Origin of the sequence: Pseudoalteromonas umbrosa, assembly GCF_030125375.1 — a bacterium.
In the GTDB taxonomy this organism is placed as follows: domain Bacteria; phylum Pseudomonadota; class Gammaproteobacteria; order Enterobacterales; family Alteromonadaceae; genus Pseudoalteromonas; species Pseudoalteromonas umbrosa.
Map to the genome: position 1 here is coordinate 28,052 of NZ_JASJUU010000008.1, position 21,343 is coordinate 49,394.

At 42.6% G+C, this 21,343-nt stretch carries 13 protein-coding genes; 1 reads left to right on the forward strand and 12 read right to left on the reverse strand.

Annotated features, from left to right (window positions below; translation table 11 throughout):
* Positions 1–83: 83 nt before the first annotated feature.
* The 5 genes from QNM16_RS21340 to QNM16_RS21360 all read right to left on the reverse strand — a co-directional run bounded on the left by QNM16_RS21340 (position 84) and on the right by QNM16_RS21360 (position 10,366).
* A complete protein-coding gene (locus QNM16_RS21340; protein WP_284022307.1) occupies positions 84–2,474 on the reverse strand; it encodes a glycoside hydrolase family 15 protein in 2,391 nt (796 codons plus the stop codon).
* Positions 2,475–2,495: 21 nt separating this feature from the next.
* Entirely contained in the window at positions 2,496–3,986 is a 1,491-nt protein-coding gene (locus QNM16_RS21345) for an MFS transporter (protein WP_284022308.1), read from the reverse strand.
* A 2-nt stretch (positions 3,987–3,988) separates the two neighbouring features.
* Positions 3,989–5,824, reverse strand: a complete 1,836-nt coding sequence (locus QNM16_RS21350) for an alpha-amylase family glycosyl hydrolase (RefSeq protein WP_284022309.1) — start codon at positions 5,822–5,824, stop codon at positions 3,989–3,991.
* A 166-nt stretch (positions 5,825–5,990) separates the two neighbouring features.
* Entirely contained in the window at positions 5,991–7,487 is a 1,497-nt protein-coding gene (locus QNM16_RS21355) for a tryptophan halogenase family protein (protein ID WP_284022310.1), read from the reverse strand.
* A gap of 77 nt (positions 7,488–7,564) precedes the next feature.
* Entirely contained in the window at positions 7,565–10,366 is a 2,802-nt protein-coding gene (locus QNM16_RS21360; RefSeq protein ID WP_284022311.1) for a TonB-dependent receptor, read from the reverse strand.
* A 655-nt stretch (positions 10,367–11,021) separates the two neighbouring features.
* On the opposite strand from QNM16_RS21360, the gene QNM16_RS21365 reads away from it, so the two are divergent.
* A complete protein-coding gene (locus tag QNM16_RS21365) occupies positions 11,022–12,644 on the forward strand; it encodes an alpha-glucosidase family protein (RefSeq protein WP_284022312.1) in 1,623 nt (540 codons plus the stop codon).
* Positions 12,645–12,681: 37 nt separating this feature from the next.
* On the opposite strand, the gene QNM16_RS21370 is transcribed toward QNM16_RS21365, so the two are convergent.
* The 7 genes from QNM16_RS21370 to QNM16_RS21400 form a co-directional block, all read right to left on the reverse strand.
* Positions 12,682–14,130, reverse strand: a complete 1,449-nt coding sequence (locus tag QNM16_RS21370; RefSeq protein WP_417710428.1) for an EAL domain-containing protein — start codon at positions 14,128–14,130, stop codon at positions 12,682–12,684.
* A gap of 282 nt (positions 14,131–14,412) precedes the next feature.
* Positions 14,413–14,712, reverse strand: coding sequence for an integration host factor subunit alpha (ihfA, locus tag QNM16_RS21375; protein WP_023400419.1), 300 nt, complete (start codon positions 14,710–14,712; stop codon positions 14,413–14,415).
* Between the two features lie 2 nt (positions 14,713–14,714).
* Positions 14,715–17,102, reverse strand: a complete 2,388-nt coding sequence (gene pheT / locus QNM16_RS21380; RefSeq protein WP_284022314.1) for a phenylalanine--tRNA ligase subunit beta — start codon at positions 17,100–17,102, stop codon at positions 14,715–14,717.
* Between the two features lie 13 nt (positions 17,103–17,115).
* A complete protein-coding gene (gene pheS / locus QNM16_RS21385) occupies positions 17,116–18,096 on the reverse strand; it encodes a phenylalanine--tRNA ligase subunit alpha (RefSeq protein ID WP_039609339.1) in 981 nt (326 codons plus the stop codon).
* A gap of 84 nt (positions 18,097–18,180) precedes the next feature.
* Positions 18,181–18,885, reverse strand: coding sequence for a DnaA regulatory inactivator Hda (hda, locus tag QNM16_RS21390; RefSeq protein WP_237135754.1), 705 nt, complete (start codon positions 18,883–18,885; stop codon positions 18,181–18,183).
* A 2-nt stretch (positions 18,886–18,887) separates the two neighbouring features.
* Positions 18,888–19,943 (reverse strand): DUF2066 domain-containing protein, encoded by a 1,056-nt coding sequence (locus QNM16_RS21395; protein WP_284022315.1) that lies wholly within the window; start codon positions 19,941–19,943, stop codon positions 18,888–18,890.
* Between the two features lie 74 nt (positions 19,944–20,017).
* Positions 20,018–21,205: a sensor domain-containing diguanylate cyclase gene (locus tag QNM16_RS21400; RefSeq protein ID WP_063362080.1), complete on the reverse strand. Its 1,188-nt coding sequence runs from the start codon at positions 21,203–21,205 to the stop codon at positions 20,018–20,020.
* Positions 21,206–21,343: the final 138 nt, after the last annotated feature.

The window sequence follows — 21,343 nt, forward strand, 5'->3', positions numbered from 1 at the left end:
TTTGCGGTTTTTGGGGCGAGATCAAAAATAGTGAGTGTGACGTTAAATGGGTGGTAACGTCTACCACCCATCAAAAAGGTCGGTTATTTTAGTTTATCACTGACGATTGGGTAATGATCCCAGACATTTTTATCTGCAAGTGAACGGACTAATTTAACGTACTCTGCATGTGTCCAAGCCAGCGGTGTGGCCGAGTTTGTGCCTTCACCTAGCTGATAACCAAACGGGTTAACACCAACGCCATCCCAAACTTGCTCTGGTAGCATCAAACCTTCGTTGGCAAAGTGCTCCATGCCGCGGACATAGGTATGTTTAATACGCGTCACAGCCTCTTTGTTTAAGCCCTTAGTCGCAGCTGCAGCCGCTATTTCATAATGGCCTTTTTCACCTGTAAAGAATGGCCATACACGTCCACGCTGTCCCGGCGTATTTTGACCGCCCTCAGCATAATTAGTGCCTTTTACTTCATCTTCACCATAGCCATCGTTACCGTAACGACGGTAGCCTGGATAAGTATTTGGGTCACCTGCAAAGGTAAAACTGTATTTTACACGCAAGTTTTCAGGTAACGTTTCATCTTCGTACTCTGGCAGTGTTTTCAAAATACTAGGCGCATCGGCATCCCTGACACCATAACGTACCAACTCTAAGAAACCACCATCAATGATCTGACGCTTATCAAGTCCTGTACGGCCATTGTTATCACCCAATTTTGTTGAGGTGTTTGGGTTCTCGTCTCGTGCGATACGGAAGAAGTATTCACCATCTGTATCTTGGCCTTTCAAGTTACCTTCGGTGGTGAACATGAGCTTTTCAACAGTATCATTATACTGTTTAGCAGTATCTAGATACCTTTGCTCACCAGCTTTATCACCAGCAAGCTTGGCGATGTCACTTGCTGTCACTAGGCCCGCAATCACAGCAGCGGTTGTCGAAGGAGAATACCCGTCTTGCTCTTCCCAGCGCTCTTGTTGGGTCGCAGGTGGTGTAATTTGCGTGTCATTCCACAAAATCTTTGCCAGACCGCCATCTACTAGAAACTCTGCCGCAGGCTTGAGCATACGCTCGTACCAGTAAACTAGCTTTTCATCACTTAACACACCCGCTTGCCATAATTTCCAAGCAAGCATGATCGGCATTGCAGTTTGGTCAAGCTGAACACCTACCCACTCTAACTCACCATCAACATGTGTTTTTTGTAAAAACCAGCCAGTATCGCCTTGGTTACCCGGCGTGCCATCCATCACTTGAACTTTTTCAAGGTATTCAAATGAGGTTAGCGCGGTATCTGGGTCGCCCATCGCCATGAACGCCATAGCGACTTGATAAAAGTCACGTACCCAAACAGCTTTATATCCTGTGTGACCTTGCTCAGCAGCAACTGTGTCACCCCATGGATTAGACAATGATGCAATGAGCGCTCCGGCGTGCGTTTTATCTTCTTGTGCTTTTAACACTAATGCACTGACATTTAATAATTTACCGCTGTCAGTGGTATAGTTTGCAAGACGTTGCATAGGTTCAAGGCTGGCTAAATAATCTTCCCAGCCTATGTGTTCGCCTTGACCATTGTAATGTGCAAGGACTTTGTCATAGCCTTTATTTAGCGCAGCGGCACCTTGAGCAAAACTATCTGCTTGTGACTTGCCAAAGCTCAAAGCAAGATCAAAGGTCGCAGATCCCTTAACTTCACCAAGCTCAGCAAGCCAGTTTACATTGCCTTTTGTGTCACCTGTGCTTTGGTAAGTACGCGTCAATGCATGATTTTTCTTAAGTTCATTCAGATTGTCACTACTACCTGTAAAACCTACCGATGCTTGCTCAAACCCTGTGCTGCTTTGTAAGGTTAAAAAGTTATCAGCTTCCCAAGCAACCAGACCTTTGTCTGTCACAGTTGCTGAGTCATTCAAGCCGTTATTATTTACATATGGGTTAACGTTCACAAACGCTTTTACACCGCTCAGCTGCGTATCCACTTTTGCTCTGACAAATAAAGTCTGACTATCAGGGTCAGTGAAAATGTGCTTTTCTAATGTAAAGCGGCCCGGCTTGTCTTTACTAACAACTTTATAAGCCAGTGACAAAGGACGACCTTGTGCATCTTTATATAGATAGTCAATAGACACATCTAACTCATCGCGCTCAGTCACAGTAAAGTCTTTACCTGTCACCACAAACTGCATATCACGAATTTGCGCTTGGTGAATAAGACCAAACATGGTCTCAGTGATCATGCCCTTGGCAATTGAAAACCAAACTTTAGATACTTCACCTGTTTGTGCATCATTTGCATACTGGCCATTTTTATAGGCTTCATAAGATGTGCCAATGCCCGTTTTATCTGAATAAGTCCAAAACGGCTTATCGCCCGGCGCACCGGGTGCGGTCTCAATCTGCTGTGTATTCGTTGCACTACCACACCCAATAAGGCCTGCGGCAATCAGTGCCAACGACAAACATGACAATTTTTTCATTTTTACTCCTCAGTGGCTGATTTATTGCGCGCTTGTTTTCACACGTGCAACAGACAGCGCCGCTAAAATAAACGACACACCACCAATAACTAATGCATAAATAGGTTGATTCTCGAAAACATTTCTTAAGATAAGGCCAAGTACACTGGCTGCCAGCAGTTGAGGGATAACAATAAAAAAGTTAAAAATCCCCATAAATACACCCATTTTGTGCGCTGGCACAGCATCGCTTAACATGGCATAAGGCAGAGATAAAATAGATGCCCATGCAAAGCCGATACCTATCATCGGTACCCACAGTAAACTTGGATCTGAAATAAACAAAAAGCTCAAAAGCGCACCAGCACCTAAAAGCAGATTTAAACTATGCGCCCACTTAAGGCCAGCACGTTTAACCACAAATGGAATACATACGGCTGCTAGCGCTGCAAAACCATTGTATGCAGCGAATAGGATACCGACCCAATCAGCGCCATCGTTATAGGCTTTAGAAGTCACATCCGTCGCGCCATAGTGAAAACTGGTTACTGCCGATGTGGTATAGATCCACATTGCAAATAAAGAGAACCAGCTGAAAAATTGCACCACCGCCAATTGCTTCATGGTTTCTGGCATAGTGAATACGTCGTAAATGACTTCGTAGAAACCACCGCTTGTACGTTGCTTGTTTTGCAGATATCCAGCAATGAGAATGAGCGCTGAGAACGACAGCAATAGTGCACTTAACAAGTAAAGCTCTTTTTCTAGCTTCAACACGGTGACACCCGCCAAAATAAGCCCACCAATCACACCACTTACAAGTGCATACTTGGCAAACTGGATGCGTTGTTTTGGCTGTGATGATGCTTGTTTCAGCTCTGGCGATTCAAATCCGGCTAACTGCTCAGGTGTGTATTCTCTGGTTTTAAGAATGGTCCAGCCAACCGCCAAAAATAAAATCACACCACCAAAATAAAAGGCATATTTAACGGACTCAGGTATTTCCCCAGGCGCTGCCGTGTTGCTGATCCCAAACCAATTAGTCATCATCCAAGGCAATGCAGAGGCGATAATGGCACCAATACCAATGAAAAAGCTTTGCATTGCATAGCCTGTTGCGCGCTGCTTTTTATTAAGATTATCACCTACTAATGCACGAAACGGTTCCATCGTGACATTAATTGACGCATCCATGATCCACAGCATACCGGCTGCAATCCAAAGTGTTGGCGAGTTTGGCATGATGAAAAGTGACAAAGTCGTCAGTATCGCGCCATACAAAAAGAAAGGACGACGACGGCCAAGGCCCGTCCAAGTTCTATCACTCCAGTAACCAATTATCGGCTGTACAATCAACCCTGTGAGTGGCGCTGCCACCCATAAAATAGGAATATCATCAACTGATGCGCCTAGCGTTTGGAAGATTCGGCTCACATTACCGTTTTGTAACGCAAAGCCAAATTGAATGCCCATAAAACCAAAGCACATATTCCAAATTTGCCAGAAACTCAGTTGTGGTTTTTGTTTTTGCATAATTAATTCTCTAGCTCATACACAACACTGGCAAGCGGTGCCAAGGTGATGTTGAGTTGATTATTTTTAATGACAAGTGTTGGATGAGACTCCAACTTATCTACGACTTTGCCTTGCCACCCCTCAGGTAATTCAATCGTAACCTGCGCGTTATCAGCATCAAAGTTACTTGCCACAATGACTTGCTGATCGCCATTATCACGTGCAAATGCCATCACTTTTTCAACTGGCTTGTTAGCACTATCTAATGTGTTTAATTGCACCAATGCGCCATGTTGAATAGCAGGCATTGAGCTTAAGTTCATGAGCTTTTTGTAATATTGACGTAATGCCTTTTGCTCATCACTTAGCTGGCCACCGTCAAATTTGCCCTTATTCATCCAAGCCTGATGTGCAGGTACACCGATATAATCAAAAATGCTGGTGCGGCTCGGTTTACCAAAACCGGCCATCTCTGAGCCGTCTTCACCGACCGATTGACCAAAATACAGCATAGTCGGTGCTTTACTGATTAAATGGCTCACTACCATCGCCGGCTTACCTTTTTCAGCGCTGCCTGCAAATTCAGGGCTGGCGATACGCTGCTCATCATGGTTTTCTAAAAAGTGCAGCATGTGTGGTGCAATATCTGACACGCTTAAATGTGCATCCATTACACTTTGTGCATTGCCAGTGCCTTGCATCAACAACTTCAAGCTGTCATAAAAGCCCACTTTGTCGTATAAGAAGTCCATTTTTCCTTGGTGAATATAAGGGCGGTAAAGGGTTGGGTTGTACACCTCAGCCAACAAAAAGGCGTCAGGATTTTGCATTTTGATGGAAGAGTTTAAAAAGCTCCAAAATTCAACTGGCACCATTTCAGCCATATCATAACGGAAACCGTCTACCCCTTTATCAAGCCAATATAAGGTGATGTCTCTAAACTTATACCAGCTATCTGGTAGTTCTTTATCTTGCCAAAATGCATAGTGTGCACGGTAGTCTTGCTTTGCCATCTCAGCGGGCAGCGTTGGGAAGTCATAGCTGCCGTCAGGGCGCACGCCGTAATTCACTTTAACGGTTTCATACCAGTCATGAATATGCGGCTGCGCAGCTCGTGCGCCATTTCCCGTCCATTTCGCAGGTGACTCTGTAAATTGACCATCCGCAAGCGGGTGAGGCTTACCACCTAGTACTTGGTAATCAGCAGATGTAGGGACTTTAAAATCCTGCCCGGTCACATAATAAAAGTTGTTATCACGGGCATAAGTCAGCGCCGTATTGTCTTGCGCACCAAAATCTTTTACCCCTTGCGGCGCACTCAAAGATTGGTAATTTCTTGCAACATGATTGGGCACGATGTCTATCACTACTTTCATGTCTGCATCATGAGTACGTTCGATCAGCGCTTCAAACTCTGCCAGACGCTTTGCAGGGTCTCGTGCTAAGTCAGGGTTAACATTGTAATAGTCTTTAATTGCATAAGGTGAACCTGCACGGCCTTTCACCACATCGGGATCATCTATACCAATGCCATATGCGCTGTAATCGGCAACTAAAGCATGATGTAGCACACCCGTATACCAAACATGAGTCACGCCCATGGCTTTAATTTCCGATAACGCCTTTGGCGTGAAGTCTTCGAATTTACCCACGCCATTTTGTGCCAAAGTACCCCAGGGCACATTATTAGTGTTTGTGTTGCCAAATAGTCTCGTGAATACTTGGTAAACGACAGGCTTTTGCTCTTGTTGTTCGGCTTGCTTACTTTGCTCAGCTTGTTGAGAAGACTGACATGCTGTCAGCAAAACACTGCCTGATATTAAGCTCAGTGCAAGCACCAAAGGTTTTATTGTCATTATCTTGTTGTCATATTGGTATTTTAATTGAGTCTACTGACTTGCAGCCCAGTGTTGAACCACTTGCATACGTATTCAAAGTCGTGATTAATTTGTTATTCATATAAAAAAACGCGAAGTATGGTAGATACTTCGCGCCATGGCAATATTGCTAAAATACACCGCATTATTTTGTCATTTTATCGATAAATGCTTGGTGGCTTGGCAGCTTATTTACTGTGGTCTGTAATAACACTTTTAAGCTATCCAATAAGCTTTTTAAATGCTCGTCATCAAACTGCTCAGCCAATGGATGATAAGTCTTTGGCACCAGCCCCTGCCCAACCATCACTTGTTGCCATGCTACGTTTTGAAATAAATCATCGGTTTTCGCGGCGAAATGGCCAGTTTCTTCAAAGAGTGCCATTTTTCTGTGTAAGCTTGGGGGGATAAACATATTTTTACACCACTGCCAAAATCGCGAATCGTCTCTTTCAGTCAGTTTATAGTGAAGGATTACGAAGTCTCTCACTTGTTCCATCTCATTTGCAAACTCCATATTGGCGTTTTCAATGGCACTGTCCTTTATCGCATCAAATGGAAAGTGTCTGATCAAACGTAAAATAGATGTTTGGATTAAATGAATACTAGTTGACTCTAGCGGCTCTAAAAACCCACTCGACAAGCCTACTGCAAAGACATTACCTTGCCATTGCTTACGACGCATGCCCGTTTTGAATGTAATCAATTTAGGCTCTGCTAAAGGGCGGCTTGGCAAACTTTGTAATAACGCTTCTTTGGCATCTTGCTCAGATATAAATTTGCTTGAAAACACGTAACCATTGCCAATTCTATGTTGCAACGGTATTTGCCATTGCCATCCTGCTTCTTTTGCAATCGCGCGAGTATAAGGCTTAATCTCACCATCAAATTGTTCACTGGGCAGTGCCCACGCGCTATCACAAGGCAACCAATGTGACCAATCTTCAAATCCAACATTCATCGTTTGGTCAATTAACAGGCCTTTAAATCCACTGCAATCTAAATATAAGTCAGCGCTATATCGCTCACCATTTGCTAAATGGACTGATGTGATATGCCCTGAGTTAGGATCTGTCTTTACCTCAGTAACTTTCCCTTCAACTCGCCTAACACCTTGACTTTGAGACTGCTTACTCAATAACTTAGCGTAAAGTCCTGCATCAAAATGATAAGCATAAGTAAGGCCTTGCAACTGTGTATTAGGGATATGCTGCAAGTGTGCAAATCGGTTTGCTTTTGCCGCTTGGGTATTTAATGAATACTCAGCCAAGCAATCCGTTAACCCCTGTTGCTTTGCTTTGAGCCAAACTTGAAAAAAGTCGCAAAAAGGAAAGCTTTTTCCCAGCTCACCAAACGCATGCATATAGCGACTATCCTGATGACCCCACCCTTCAAACTCAATACCTAGCTTATACGTCGCTTGAGTTTGCTCCATGAATGTGCGCTCATCGAGCCCAAGTGCGGCATTAAAATTAACCATCGGCGGAATGCTGGCTTCGCCAACGCCGACTGTGCCAATGTCATCTGACTCAATCAAGGTGATGTTAACCTGATCTTTTAGTACTCGCTTTAGCAATGACGCACTTAGCCAGCCCGCTGTGCCACCACCGACAATTAACACATTTTGAATTCGTTCAGTCATGCTCACCTCTTTAGCAATAAAAAAGCCTTATCGCAGTACGATAAGGCTTTTTCTATATTCTCAAGTCAATGCTCTACTTAAAACTTGTAGCTTGCGCCTAACAAGAATACGCGTCCGTAATCTTGATAATCTCTAACTTGTAGATGATTGTCACCAGATAAAGACGTAAATGGCTCTTCAGTGATATTCTGTGCCTGTAATGTCACAGCTAGCCCTTCAAGGGACTTAATACCTGCTTCACCAAAGTCATAACCAATTTGAGCATCCCAAATTGTTTCACCTAGGATATCCACTTGCTCTGTTTTAAAGCCTGTGCCGTATACATCACCTTTAAAGTCAGAACGTTTACGCATGCTGGTTCTGAACTGGAAACCGTTATTTTCATAGAAGAAAGTTAAGCTTTGCACTTTTTCTGACAAGCCTGGTAACTTGTATTCTTCACCGTTGTGATCTTCAACATCTTGATGAATACGCGTATGGCTCGCTATTAAACCAAAGCCCTCTAAGCTGCTATGGATCAAAGTGAACGGGAATGTGACTGCCGCTTCATAGCCCCATAAGTTGCCACCGCCACCATTGACTTTCAGTTTACGTGTCGCAGTTGGATTTGCCGGTACCAGACCCGTCTTAGGGTTAATAACACCCGTTAGATCTTCTTCAGTGTTTGAATCAAAGATCCAGTTTTTAAGGTCTTTGTAGAAAGCCCCAACAGAGAAGTATCCTTCTGAGTGATAATAGTTTTCATAAGTTAAATCAAAGCCATCAGCTTCTTTTGGCTCAAGCTGCGGGTTGCCACCAGTGATCTCCCAAAAGTTTCCACTGTCATCAGGTACATCTCTGTACGATCTGATAATAGACGAGTTCATCTCAGACATTTTTGGACGTGAAATCGTTTTCGCGTAACCAAATCGCAGCATTTGCTTGTCATCAATAGATAAAGACAAGTTCAAGCTTGGTAACACATGACTGTAATCATGGTTTTCTCGACTGTCTTCTAGTACAACTTGACCACTGCCATCAATCCCCGCTTTTGCACCTTTAGTATCGACTTCAGTTTTGACATAACGCAGGCCTGCATTACCTTTTAGCGGCATGTCAGCCACTTCCATATCAATATTCGCTTGTACAAATGCTGCAGTGACTTCTTCGCTCACAGACCAAGTTCTAGCTGCGTGGCTCGCATCCGTCAGGCTTTCTGCCAGCAAGGAGAAATAACCATCCGCGACCATCGCACGCGAGTCATAGGCAATCATATCGCCCATACCGATAAAGTCTAAATTCGCCGTACCCAAGCGGTATTGATCAGGTACTGTCAATAAGTCGGTATTATCTGGGTAAGAGAAATCTTTTAAAGTCATGAAGTAACCTTCAGATACTTTTGACTTTTCACGCTCTTTATATGACAAACCCGCTTCTACTGAGCTGATATAATCATTATCTAGCGCATGCTTTGCAGCCAACTTAAGTGCGTTAATTTCGTCTTCTAAGACTGGCGCATTAATAAAGCCATCTTGCAACGTATTTTGGAATGGGTGACCCTCAACGTTTGTACCGTACTTTTCATTAAGCGCTGTGCTGCTGCCCCAAGACAACGGCCCGCCCACTTTGATTAAGTCGTAATCACTATAATCCAGCTCATGAGTAAATTGTGCTCCAGTGTTGCCATCATTAAAGGTATAACCGATATTGTCAGCCGCACCACGCAAATCACCACGGCCAGTGCCAGAGTAACTCTCTAAGCTCCAGATTTTATTCTCAACACTTGAGTGACTTAAATCAACTTCAATGGTTGTCGCATCAGTTAGCTCATAAGTTGCATTGAAACCAAATGCCTGCATTTGCGCGTCTTTAGACTCGTAGTCATTACGTACTACAACTCTTTGGCCTTCTGTTATTGCACTGGTAATAAAACCAGACGTTTCGTCTACAGACACACTTTGCGGGTTCAGTAGACCTTGGCCCCAACCAAATGGAATTTCGATACCACGTAAGATTTTATCTTCGGTAAAGTCAATATAAAGCGCATCAAATACCATAGATAGCTTGTCATTTGGCGCAGCCTCAAATACAAACATCACAGAATCACGCTCAAGTGTTGTAGAGCGAACAAATGGCTTGGCACCACCTAGAATTGAGTACTGCTTACCATTCTCTTCAAATTCTGGGTAACCCCAAGTGTTCCAACGTTTTTCTTGGTTAGGTGATGAGCTCGTTGTTAAAGCCAATGCAACACCATATTTGTCATCTGCAAACTGATCAATGTATGAAAAAGTGCCACGTAAACCAGCATCATCAGCATCTGGGTTCAGCTTACCGATATCTGACTTTTCATAAAGTGCATTAACCTGTAAAACACGCTCATCCATACTCAAAGGACGTACAGTCTGCATATCAATGACACCCGCGATCCCTTCTGCTTCTAGATTCGCGCTTGGCGTTTTATATACAGTAACACCACTCATAATCTCTGAAGGGTATAAATCAAACTCTACACCGCGGTTATCATTAATTGATACTTGCTCACGGCCATTGAGCGTCGTTGCCCCTTCATTTTCACTAAATCCACGTACCGTTACTTTATTTGAACGACCGTCTAATCGTTGCGATGTAAGACCTGGTAGGCGTGCGATTGACTCTGCAATTGAAGAATCTGGTAATTTACCAATATCTTCTGCAGAAATAGACTCTACAACCTCAGATGAAAAGCGTTTAGTATTGATTGACTTTACAACACTTGCACGGAAGCCGCGTACTTCTACAACTTCCACTTTCTTTTGATCATTTTTTACCGACTCTTCGTTTTGCGCAGCAATTGCGTGATTGCTTAAGCCCGCAGTAACGAGTGCCAAGGTCAACATACTTGGTTTGAACGTAGACATAATGTTTTATCCCAATTAGCTTTTTGTACGTCACTTTGTTGTTATTTACTTAATGCAGGGATTGATAGTAAAACTGCAAAAATAAATTCATTTGACGTTAATTTTGTTGTCACCCGCCATATTAGCGTTGTGACTTGGCTAGTCACAACTTTATGCATACGTATTCAAAGAATGGTGAACAGGCGTGAACTTTAAAAAAGTCGTCTTTAAATACTTGTAACCTTATGCTTTTATTAACTTTATTTGACATGCAACCAAAATTAACAATTTAAGCAATGCATTTAAGTATATTTTACAAGCAAGTAACTCAATCGCTTAACAAGCAGAGTATGGCATAAAAATCGGCATATAGATGTGTGTTGAATGCGTGACCATGAAATTGGTATTACCAATTTAAATATTCCAAGCACTTATAAAACCTGAACTCTAATCTATTCACTATAAATTGGTAAAGATGATTTAGTAAACCTCCAATAGTCAGAGATCTGTAAAAATTTCATAATATTTTAAATGCATACGTATGCAGTTTTTTTACTCACATGCATGCATGCCGTATGCTTTTCGACAATATTAACGACCAGAACCACTTTATACTTTTAGCTGGCTTAGTTCGCTTTAAGAAGTGGCTTCACTGCACAAAGCTGGAGAATCGTGCATGGCGCAAAATGAATGGTGGAAAGGTGCGGTAATCTATCAGGTTTACCCACGCAGTTTTAAAGACACCAAAGGTGATGGTATTGGTGACCTTAATGGCATCATTGAACGTCTTGACTACATAAAGTCATTAGGCGTTGATGCGATTTGGATATCCCCATTTTTTAAATCGCCGATGAAAGACTTTGGATACGATATCAGTGACTATCGAGATATTGATCCCATGTTTGGTAGTATTGAAGACTTTGATAACTTGATTGCTCAAGCACATCAGCGTGATATCAAAATTATTATTGATCAGGTTCTTAGTCACACTTCCAATGAGCACCCATGGTTTGTAGAAAGCCGTCAAGATAAAAACAACGAAAAATCTGACTGGTACGTGTGGGCTGATGCTAAACCTGATGGCAGTCCTCCAAATAACTGGCTATCTATTTTTGGCGGCGTTGCGTGGCAATGGGAACCGAGAAGATGTCAGTACTATTTACACAACTTCTTAACTGAACAACCTGATTTAAACTTCCACAACCCGCAAGTTCGTCAAGCGGTATTAGACAACGTCAAATTCTGGCTAGACAAAGGTGTGGACGGTTTCCGTTTGGATGCGATTAACTTCTGCTTCCATGATAGTGAACTGAAGGACAACCCTGCTAAGCCAAAAGAGTTGAGACAGGGTCGTGGATTTAGCGAAGACAATCCTTATGCTTTCCAGTACCACTATTACAATAACACGCAACCGGAAAACTTGGATTTTATGGCTGAGATCCGTGCCCTGCTTAACGAGTACCCGGGTACGGTCAGTTTAGGGGAGATTTCATCAGAAGACTCTCTTAAAACCATGGCAGATTACACATCCGGTGGTGACAAACTGCATATGGGATACAGCTTTGAGCTACTAACCAATGATTACAGCGCTGAATATATTCGCGAAACGGTATCACGTCTAGAGGCTGTGATGACCGAAGGCTGGCCATGTTGGGCATTTAGCAATCATGACGTTGAACGCGTAGCCAGTCGCTGGTCTAAAGACGGACAAACTGTGAATCCTCAGCAAGTGAAAATGCTCACCGCCTTACTTGGCTCACTGCGTGGCAGCGTTTGTATGTATCAAGGTGAAGAGCTTGGATTAGGTGAAGCACAGGTTGCATTTGAAGATCTTCAAGATCCTTACGGCATAACATTCTGGCCAAACTTCAAAGGCAGAGATGGCTGTCGTACACCAATGCCTTGGTCTGTGGAACAAGCACATGCAGGCTTTACACAGGGTAAGCCTTGGTTGCCTGTTTCTGATGCACACGCTCAAACTGCGGTAGATCTTCAAGAACAAGATGATGACTCTATCTTGGCACAATATCGCGCATTTTTAGCTTGGCGAAAAACGCGCCCAGAGCTTGTCACAGGAGATATTGAATTTATAACGACCAAAGAGCCGATTTTAGCCTTTTATAGAACATTAGAAGACAAAAAATTGCTTTGTTTGTTTAATTTGACGGAACAAACTTCTGAATTTGTGGTCGAACAAGACATAAAGGTTTCCATGGATGAACTGGCCCACCATACCGGTGAGCTTAAAGCAGGCACAGTAACCCTGCCCGGTTACGGCTGCTATTTCGCATCTATCTAACACAGATGACCTCAAAAGCCCCATTTATGGGGCTTTTTCATTCCTGTATTAAATTTTTAAACGCACTGATTTTCAATGCCTTACTGTAATACCAACCTTGATGCACCACCACACCTCGTGCGCTGAGATAATCAGCCTGTAATTGTGTTTCAACCCCTTCGGCTATCAGCTTTTTCTCTAATTTATCAGCCATTTCAATCACTGCATTCAATACTGGGGATTGCAAATTATCAAGTCCAATGGACGCCACAAAGCTTTGATCTATTTTCAACAGATCAATTGGGAAGCTCTGTAAATATTGTAATCCACAGTAGCCCGTTCCAAAATCATCAATGGCAATCTCAACACCCAGCTCTACCAGTTGATAAAGTACCGACTTAATTTTAGCTTGGGATAACACATCTCGTTCAGTGAGCTCTATGGTCAAGTTATTAAATACACTCTTTGCTTCACACAATTTTTTAATATAGCTTGGGCAACTCAAGAGGTAGCCATTGACATTAAAAGAGACTTTAAAATCTGGCTTAACTGCTATTACTGGCGCCAGATCAGATATCGCTTTATCTATTTGGTAAAGAGACATCTCCAAAACGGTGCCGTCTCGCTCGGCCTCAGGTACAAAATAAGTCGGTCCAAGCTCTCCTTCTACAGGATGCATCCATCTTATCAATACTTCAGCACCAAGAATATTTTGCGACTTTGCATCAATCAAAGGCTGATACGCATTGAATAATTCTTGTCGGTTTAGTGCACCGAGCAACAGGGCTCGGCTACTTAACACGCGTTTATCATAATGGTTGAGCAATAAAACCAGACCTAGCCAAGATAATACGTACATCAGGCAAAGTGCTGTTAACCATACTGGGCTTGGTAGCCCTAAATAACGCGCATTTTTACTGACCACGACCGATAATTGCGGCACATTCTTAAATGGCTTTATATGTATAAACTTACGGGTTTGATCATCAAATACTTTTTCAAGCTCAACATTTTGCACTATTGGGAAAAGCGAGTGCCCTAGCGGCAAGCTGTAGTCGCCTTGTAAAAATACCGGGACCCCAGTTTCACTATCCACAATGGCGATGTAATCAAGTTCACTATATTTACTCAAGTGCAGCATGTCCTTTATCCACTCGGTAGGAAGCAAGGCGTTTACCTCGTAGCCGTCATGTCGAGTTCTAGCCAATACAAATGCAGACACCTGCAGAAACTCAGAAATAATAGGGCCATGATATCTAAGCCCTCGTTTCTTAGGTGGCTCACTAATGAACATAGGCGTAGGTAGTAAACCAAAAGAATTACAAACGAGCTCGCCACTGGGGTTAACAATGCCAATTTCGCTCACTGCTGGGTGTTTAAAAACGAATTGTCTCATCTGCTGAATGGTTGCAGCAGAGCATTGCACATCAATGCTATCGGATTGATGTAAAAAAGTATCAACATTATTTAGCTGAGATCCAAAATCGAGTATGACGCGCTCAGCCATCGCCCTAACATCAGCTCTATTAGATTCTGCATGCTGGATATAAATAAACGTGGATATAAGGCCAAAAAGAAACGAGCAGATCAGCCAAGAAACTACAACATTTTTAGAATGATTAGTCCAAACTGACAGCCTCTGACCCAAGTTAAAACCTCAATATAAAAGAAGTTACGAAAGTGTAGAGAGTAGATATTACCAATATATGACAAAGGGTTTACCCTTGCGAGTAAACCCTTTGATGTAAAGCCTTACAAATAAAAGGTAGAAACTACCCCGTTATTTGGCTTACAGGTTCTTGCTTGTGCCTACTTCAACACGAGTTTTTAACTTCTGACCTGGTCGAAAAGTTACTACACGCCTTGCAGAAATAGGTATATCTTCTCCAGTTTTAGGATTTCTACCTGGGCGTTGTTTTTTATCACGCAGGTCGAAATTGCCAAAGCCAGAGAGTTTAACCTGCTCTCCGTTTTCAAGCGCTGAGCGGATTTCTTCAAAAAACGCTTCAACTAAGTCTTTGGCATCCTTTTTATTTATCCCCAGTTTTTCAAATAGGTGTTCAGCTATGTCGGCTTTAGTAAGCGCCATATCTAGTCCCTCAACGATGCATTAAATTGTTTGGCCAATTCGGCCACGACTCTGTCTACAACTTCGTTGATATCTTTCTCTTCGAGCGTTTTATCAACGTTTTGTAGGGTTAGGGCGATGGCTAAACTCTTATAATCGGGTTCAATACCTTTGCCCTTATACACATCGAATAAGTTTAGGTCAACTAATTGATTTCCGCCAACTTTCTCAATGCTTTCTAAAATATCGCCTATTTTTACATCATCTGCAACTAAAATAGCAATATCTCTGCGATTTGATGGAAATTTTGAGATACTAACCGCTTCTGGCAGCTTTCTTTGTGAAATTGCATCCACTTCTACCTCAAATACAAACGCTGTGTCATTCAATTCTAACGACTTTTGTAATTGAGGGTGTATCGCACCAATAAATCCAACTTTTACGCCATCAGCATAAATCGCTGCTGATTGACCAGGATGTAAACCATCACTTGCTTCGGCTTTAAAAGTAAATCTAGCAGGGTCGTTGCAAACTGCAAGTAATGCTTCAACATCGCCTTTAATATCAAAGAAATCAACTTTGCGGCTTTCAATACCCCAGTGTTCGTTGTGCGTATTACCATAGACAATACCGCCAATCACTGCGTTTTGACGTACACCGTTTTCTGCACTTTCGTCTTTAATGAACTTTAAACCATGCTCAAAGAAACGAATACGTGATTGCTGACGATTTTGGTTATATACCAAGGCGTTCACAAGACCAGGCATTAAACTCACACGCATTGCTGACATTTCAACAGAAATTGGGTGAGGCAACACAAGTGCATCGCTTTGTGGATGAAGCAGCGCTTGCTTCTTAGGATCTACGAAGCTGTATGTAATTGCTTCTTGGTAACCGCGTGCAACAAGTTCATTGCGGAAACGAGAAACTGGTACAGATGCCTCTTGGTGATCTGTCATTTTAAGTGCTGCAGTTGGCGCAACATTTGGAATGTTGTTATAGCCAAATACGCGTGCAACTTCTTCGATAAGATCTTCTTCAATGCTGATATCAAAACGGTAACTTGGCACTTGTGCTTGCCACTGACCCGCTTCAACCGATACCTCAAGGCCAAGACGTGTCAAAATATCAGTTACTTTAGCATCTTCAATATGATAACCGATAACACGGTCTAAACGCTCACGACGAAGTGTTACTGATTTAGCCGCAGGTAAATCTGCATCAGAAACCGCTTCAACAACCGGACCTGCTTCACCACCCACAATTTCAAGTAGCAATGCTGTCGCACGCTCCATTGCATCACGCTGTAGCTGGTGATCTACACCACGCTCGTAACGGTGAGATGCATCAGTATGTAAACCATAACTACGTGCTTGACCAGCAATTGCTAATGGGTTGAAGAATGCACTTTCAAGTAGGATATCTTGAGTACCCTCTTTAACACCAGATGCTTCACCACCAAAAATACCCGCCATTGCTAACGCTTTTTCGTGGTCAGCGATCAGTAATGTTGATGTATTAAGCTTAGCGGTATTGCCATCTAGCAATACTAACTCTTCATCTTGCTGTGCTTTACGTACCTTGATACCACCAGAGATAGCGGCAAGGTCAAATGCGTGCATCGGATGACCTAGCTCAAGTAATACATAGTTAGTCACATCAACAACAGGGTCGATTGAACGAATACCTGAACGACGTAGTTTTTCTACCATCCAAAGTGGTGACTCAGCGTCAAGGTTAATGCCCTTGATTACACGACCTAAATAACGAGGACATGCGTCGCTATCTACTAGCTCAATATCAATCTTGTCATCAATGGTTGGCTCAACTGTGTCGATAGTAACTTCGGTTACATCTAGACCGTTTAAAACACCCACTTCACGTGCAAGACCTTTAATGCCTAAACAGTCACTACGGTTTGCTGTTAAATCAACATCGATGGTTACATCATCAAGTGCGAAATATTCACGAATATTTTGACCAATTGTCGCATCAGCCGGTAATTCTAAAATACCATCAGAGCTTTCTGCCATGCCAAGCTCTTCAAACGCACAAAGCATACCGTGAGACGGCTGACCGCGTAGCTTCGCTTTTTTAATTTTAAAGCCGCCAGGTAAAACCGCGCCAACTTTAGCTACCGCTACTTTTAGACCTGCACGGCAGTTTGCTGCGCCACATACGATGTCTAGTAGTTCTTCTTCGCCAACATTTACTTTGGTTACACGAAGCTTGTCTGCATCTGGGTGTTGGCCACACTCAACGACTTCACCAATGACTACACCATCAAAATCACCAGCAACCGGATCTACACCATCTACTTCTAAACCTGCCATAGAAAGCTGTTCAGAAAGAGCATCCGTATCAATCGCAGGATTTACCCACTCTCTTAGCCACTTTTCACTAAATTTCATTTTTGGTTCGCTCTTATCTGAATTGGTTTAGGAATTTTAAATCGTTTTCGAAGAATGCACGTAAGTCGTTCACGCCGTAACGTAACATCGTCAAGCGCTCAACACCCATACCGAAGGCAAAACCAGTGTATTTTTCAGGGTCAATTCCGACTGAACGTAAAACATTTGGATGCACCATGCCGCAACCAAGTACTTCTAACCATTTGCCGTTTTTGCCTTTTACATCTACTTCAGCAGACGGCTCAGTGAACGGGAAGTATGAAGGACGGAAACGAATTTCCATGTCTTCTTCAAAGAAATTACGTAAGAAGTCGTGCAAAATACCTTTAAGCTCAGTGAAGCTCACGTTCTCATCTACCATAAGGCCTTCAACCTGATGGAACATTGGCGTATGTGTTTGGTCGTAATCATTACGGTACACACGTCCAGGAGAGATAATACGAAGTGGAGGCTGCTCAGCTTCCATGGTACGGATCTGTACGCCACTTGTTTGAGTACGTAAAACAAGCTTTGGATTAAAGTAGAACGTATCGTGGTCAGCACGCGCAGGGTGATGCTCAGGAATATTCAAAGCATCAAAGTTATGAAAATCATCCTCAATTTCAGGACCTGATTTTACTGCAAACCCGAGCTCACCAAAAAATGATTCAATACGCTCAATAGTGCGCGTCACAGGGTGTAAACCACCTGTAGGCGCTGTACGTCCAGGTAAAGTCACATCAATTGTTTCTGCTGCTAGTTTTTGCTCTAATGCAGCATTTGCAAGTGCTTCACGTTTTTCGTTAATTGCAGTTTGTACCTGGTTTTTTGCTTGGTTGATTACTTGACCGGCTTCTTTGCGCTCTTCTGGCGCTAGCTTGCCTAAGGTTTTTAATAGCCCAGTAATCTCACCTTTTTTACCAAGGTAGTTAACTCTGACTTCCTCAAGTTGCGCAATCTCACTGGCACTTGAAACGGCTTCAAGTGCTTGCGCTAAAATATTCTCTAAGTTCATTCTATACCTGATCTGGTTGAGGTAATTTGCCTTTTCTGAATCAGTTATGATAACTGAAAGGTGGGGCTAGATTCTAGCCCAAATTCACAGCTTTAGTGTTGCTTTTATAAAAGGAATGGTAAGTTTTCGCTGTGCGGCCATAGATGCGTGGTCCAACTTGTCCAAAACATCCAATAATGCTCGCATATCTCGGCTTAATCTGGTCAATAAAAATCGCGCACATTCATCACTTAATTCAAGCCCACGCATGTGCGCACGCTTAACCAACGCCTCAGCTTTATCATCATCACTCATGGAACGGATCTGAAAGGTGGTGCCCCACGCCAATCGAGATTCTAAATCTGGCAATTCGATGTTAAGCATATTTGGTAACAGATCTGCGGTCATTACCAAGCACTTTCCCGCTTCGTTAAAGCGATTAAAAAAGTTAAATAGCGCTTTTTCCATCGCTTCATCACCCGCCACTAGATGCACGTCATCAATACAGACTACATCGAGCGCATCTAGGCCTTCCAATACATCAGGGCCAAATTTAATGACCTCTCTCAGTGACAGTAAAATGGTTGAAAGGCCAAGTTCTTGAGCATGAATACACGTCGCATACAGCAAGTGGGATTTACCAGAATCGGCCAGCCCACATAAATAAGTAAATTGAAAACTCGCCTGAATGTCGCTCAGCGCTTTCTTTAAATGCGTGACTTCCAGTGATTCTTCGCCACCGAAATAAGACGTAAATGTCTCATCATCCGGCAGTGTTACAGGTAAAGCTAACTGCATAGGATCTAACATGATTACTGCCCTACCCAGCTGTACCTTAAGTTTTCAGCGCTGACGACTTGGTGAAATGCTCTGGGATCAACGTACACTTCAAACGACTGCTCAAGTTTAAGTGATTTTTGTAAATCCGACACAGATGATAAATGCTCAACTTCAAATTGAACTTGTTGCCTATTGCGATAGATGACATCGACATTATTGACTGTACTAATAGTTAATAGCTCTCTTTTCGCTCGTTCGATTTTATCAAACGTTCTTAATCCATCCACGGTGATCACGGTGCTATTGGTTGCGTATGACTTGGTGGGGTCAATGATATATTCGTTCGCCAACGCCGCTGACATATCATTGATCATCGAAATCAATAACTGCTGTTTATCGCCCACAAGTTGCACAGACTCAAACATATCAGCGTCAGTATAACGCCAATCTAATTGCCAGCTACTTGAATTTGCCTGTTTAAACAAACGTCCTGTAATCACTCGCTCGGCATTATAACGAGCAGATGCAGCTTCAACTGGCTCAGAGAAATTTCCCCAAACCTCTGCAATACCAACCTGAGCGCGGTCAGTTAAGTCCATCAAGGGCACGACAACGGGGATCCCCCACTCAGCCGCCGTGTCATAAATTAATCGCTCTAATTGTGGGTAACTCTCTTGCGTGACAAAATCGCGTCTTAGGTTGTCTTCAATCACCAACCAAATAGCGATTAAGGGCCGCCTGTTACCCCATAAGCCAAAGCCACTTTCCCTAACTAGACTTTCAACTTTTTCTGCTTCAAAGCGCACTCTTATTTTTAGCTCTTGGTTAGCATGCTCGATATACTCATACTTGAGCATATAATCTGAAATGCGCCTTTTACTTTTTTTAATTAAAGGGTGGTTACTATGACCGGCCTTGCCAGTGAGCTTTTTAATCACTTGGTCAAGTGCATCTTGACTCGCCTTGGCCCGAGTGGCTCGCGTTTTATCGTCAACCACTAACGTCGCTTCATATAGATCAGTTACCTCTATCGCAAACGCTGAGCTGCACATCCAAAAAAGACAAATAAAGAAGAGTTTTTGTGCCATTAGCAACCATCTAAACAAAAATAAAGTTTGATCCTAATGCAATCATACACGCTGGTAAAGCCATGACGATACATTTAGGTAGCAAAATAAATTTGATTTTTTCCTTTACCTTTCGCTTCATACAATGCCAAGTCAGCATCGTGGATTAAAGCTTGCGCATCAAATGATTGGTTGATCACTGAAGCAATGCCAATGCTGCAGCCGCATTGCACTTCAATACCAGATTCTAAAGTGATGGGAGATGACAATGACTTAAGCATCCGCTCAGCTAACTGAGTTAATGACTGTTTGTCTATTTTTTCAGTTAACATCACGACAAACTCATCGCCGCCTAATCGACATACAAAGTCATAGCTGCGTAAAGTTTGATTAAGTCGTTCACTGACCGTTTTTAAAACTAAATCACCGCTTTGATGGCCATGATTATCATTGATGGGTTTAAAATCATCGAGATCTAAATATAAAACATAGACGAGAATATCCCCGCGTTGTGAGCGCGCTGATAATCGTTCCAGCTCCTTAAACAGATATTTTCGATTGGCAAGTCCTGTCAAACTGTCATGTAAGGAGTCATGTTCCAGTTGCTGTTGTAAGGACTCTCTCACTTCTATTTCATGCTCAAGCTTTGTTAAGCTCTCTTTAAGTTCAGAGGTCCGTTCTTGCACCTTGATTTCAAGCTCTGTTTGATAACTTTGTAATGCCCTATTGGCTTCTATCAAGGCTTGCTGATTATTGAATGCATCCAGTGCCGAAGAGATCACATGGCTGATGGTATACAGTACATCCACTATCATTCCCGAATATTCATTCTCTTTTCGGTAAGATTGAATAATGAACGCACCTAAATGCTGACTGCGATTAACAAGCGGAAAGCATAGCCACTGCATGGGTACTGAACCCAAAATGTTTACTTCGCCCGTCTCAATTAACTGTTCAATATCATGCTGATTGAAATTACACACTTTATGTGATTTCAGAGCAAAGGCTGTCAATGAATGTGAAATATCGTCTAAAGACAAATTATCTAACTCTTCAGCCTCAATATCGTCTTTAACATCATGAAAGTACGGGAAAGATAAATTCCCATTTTCTTGGTACAAGACCACGTAAAAATTGTCTGCATAAGTTACTTTTTGCAATATACAATGAATGTCTAACAAGAAGCGTTGAATTGAATCTGATGTATTCAAACACGCTACTATATCCGTCATGCTATCGATCACATAGCCGCTGTCTACTGCCTCTACAGCTATTTTTTCCATCGCGTATCCCTCTGTAACTATTAACGCTGCGCACTAAGCCTAACTGCTCAAAGTTTAGACAAAACTTTAACCTTTTGCAGTATTTGAAAAATGACATATTTATGTAAACATAACAATTTACACTATATTTACAAAAAT

What these genes read in the sequence shown, in the direction of transcription:
- pheT (WP_284022314.1), bottom strand. Translation starts at nt 17,102, where the DNA reads ATGAAATTTAGTGAAAAGTGGCTAAGAGAGTGGGTAAATCCTGCGATT.
- QNM16_RS21395 (WP_284022315.1), bottom strand. Translation starts at nt 19,943, where the DNA reads ATGGCACAAAAACTCTTCTTTATTTGTCTTTTTTGGATGTGCAGCTCA.
- QNM16_RS21400 (WP_063362080.1), bottom strand. Translation starts at nt 21,205, where the DNA reads ATGGAAAAAATAGCTGTAGAGGCAGTAGACAGCGGCTATGTGATCGAT.
- QNM16_RS21365 (WP_284022312.1), top strand. Translation starts at nt 11,022, where the DNA reads ATGGCGCAAAATGAATGGTGGAAAGGTGCGGTAATCTATCAGGTTTAC.
- QNM16_RS21340 (WP_284022307.1), bottom strand. Translation starts at nt 2,474, where the DNA reads ATGAAAAAATTGTCATGTTTGTCGTTGGCACTGATTGCCGCAGGCCTT.
- pheS (WP_039609339.1), bottom strand. Translation starts at nt 18,096, where the DNA reads ATGAACTTAGAGAATATTTTAGCGCAAGCACTTGAAGCCGTTTCAAGT.
- QNM16_RS21355 (WP_284022310.1), bottom strand. Translation starts at nt 7,487, where the DNA reads ATGACTGAACGAATTCAAAATGTGTTAATTGTCGGTGGTGGCACAGCG.
- QNM16_RS21345 (WP_284022308.1), bottom strand. Translation starts at nt 3,986, where the DNA reads ATGCAAAAACAAAAACCACAACTGAGTTTCTGGCAAATTTGGAATATG.
- QNM16_RS21350 (WP_284022309.1), bottom strand. Translation starts at nt 5,824, where the DNA reads ATGACAATAAAACCTTTGGTGCTTGCACTGAGCTTAATATCAGGCAGT.
- QNM16_RS21360 (WP_284022311.1), bottom strand. Translation starts at nt 10,366, where the DNA reads ATGTCTACGTTCAAACCAAGTATGTTGACCTTGGCACTCGTTACTGCG.
- hda (WP_237135754.1), bottom strand. Translation starts at nt 18,885, where the DNA reads ATGTTAGATCCTATGCAGTTAGCTTTACCTGTAACACTGCCGGATGAT.
- ihfA (WP_023400419.1), bottom strand. Translation starts at nt 14,712, where the DNA reads ATGGCGCTTACTAAAGCCGACATAGCTGAACACCTATTTGAAAAACTG.
- QNM16_RS21370 (WP_417710428.1), bottom strand. Translation starts at nt 14,130, where the DNA reads ATGGCTGAGCGCGTCATACTCGATTTTGGATCTCAGCTAAATAATGTT.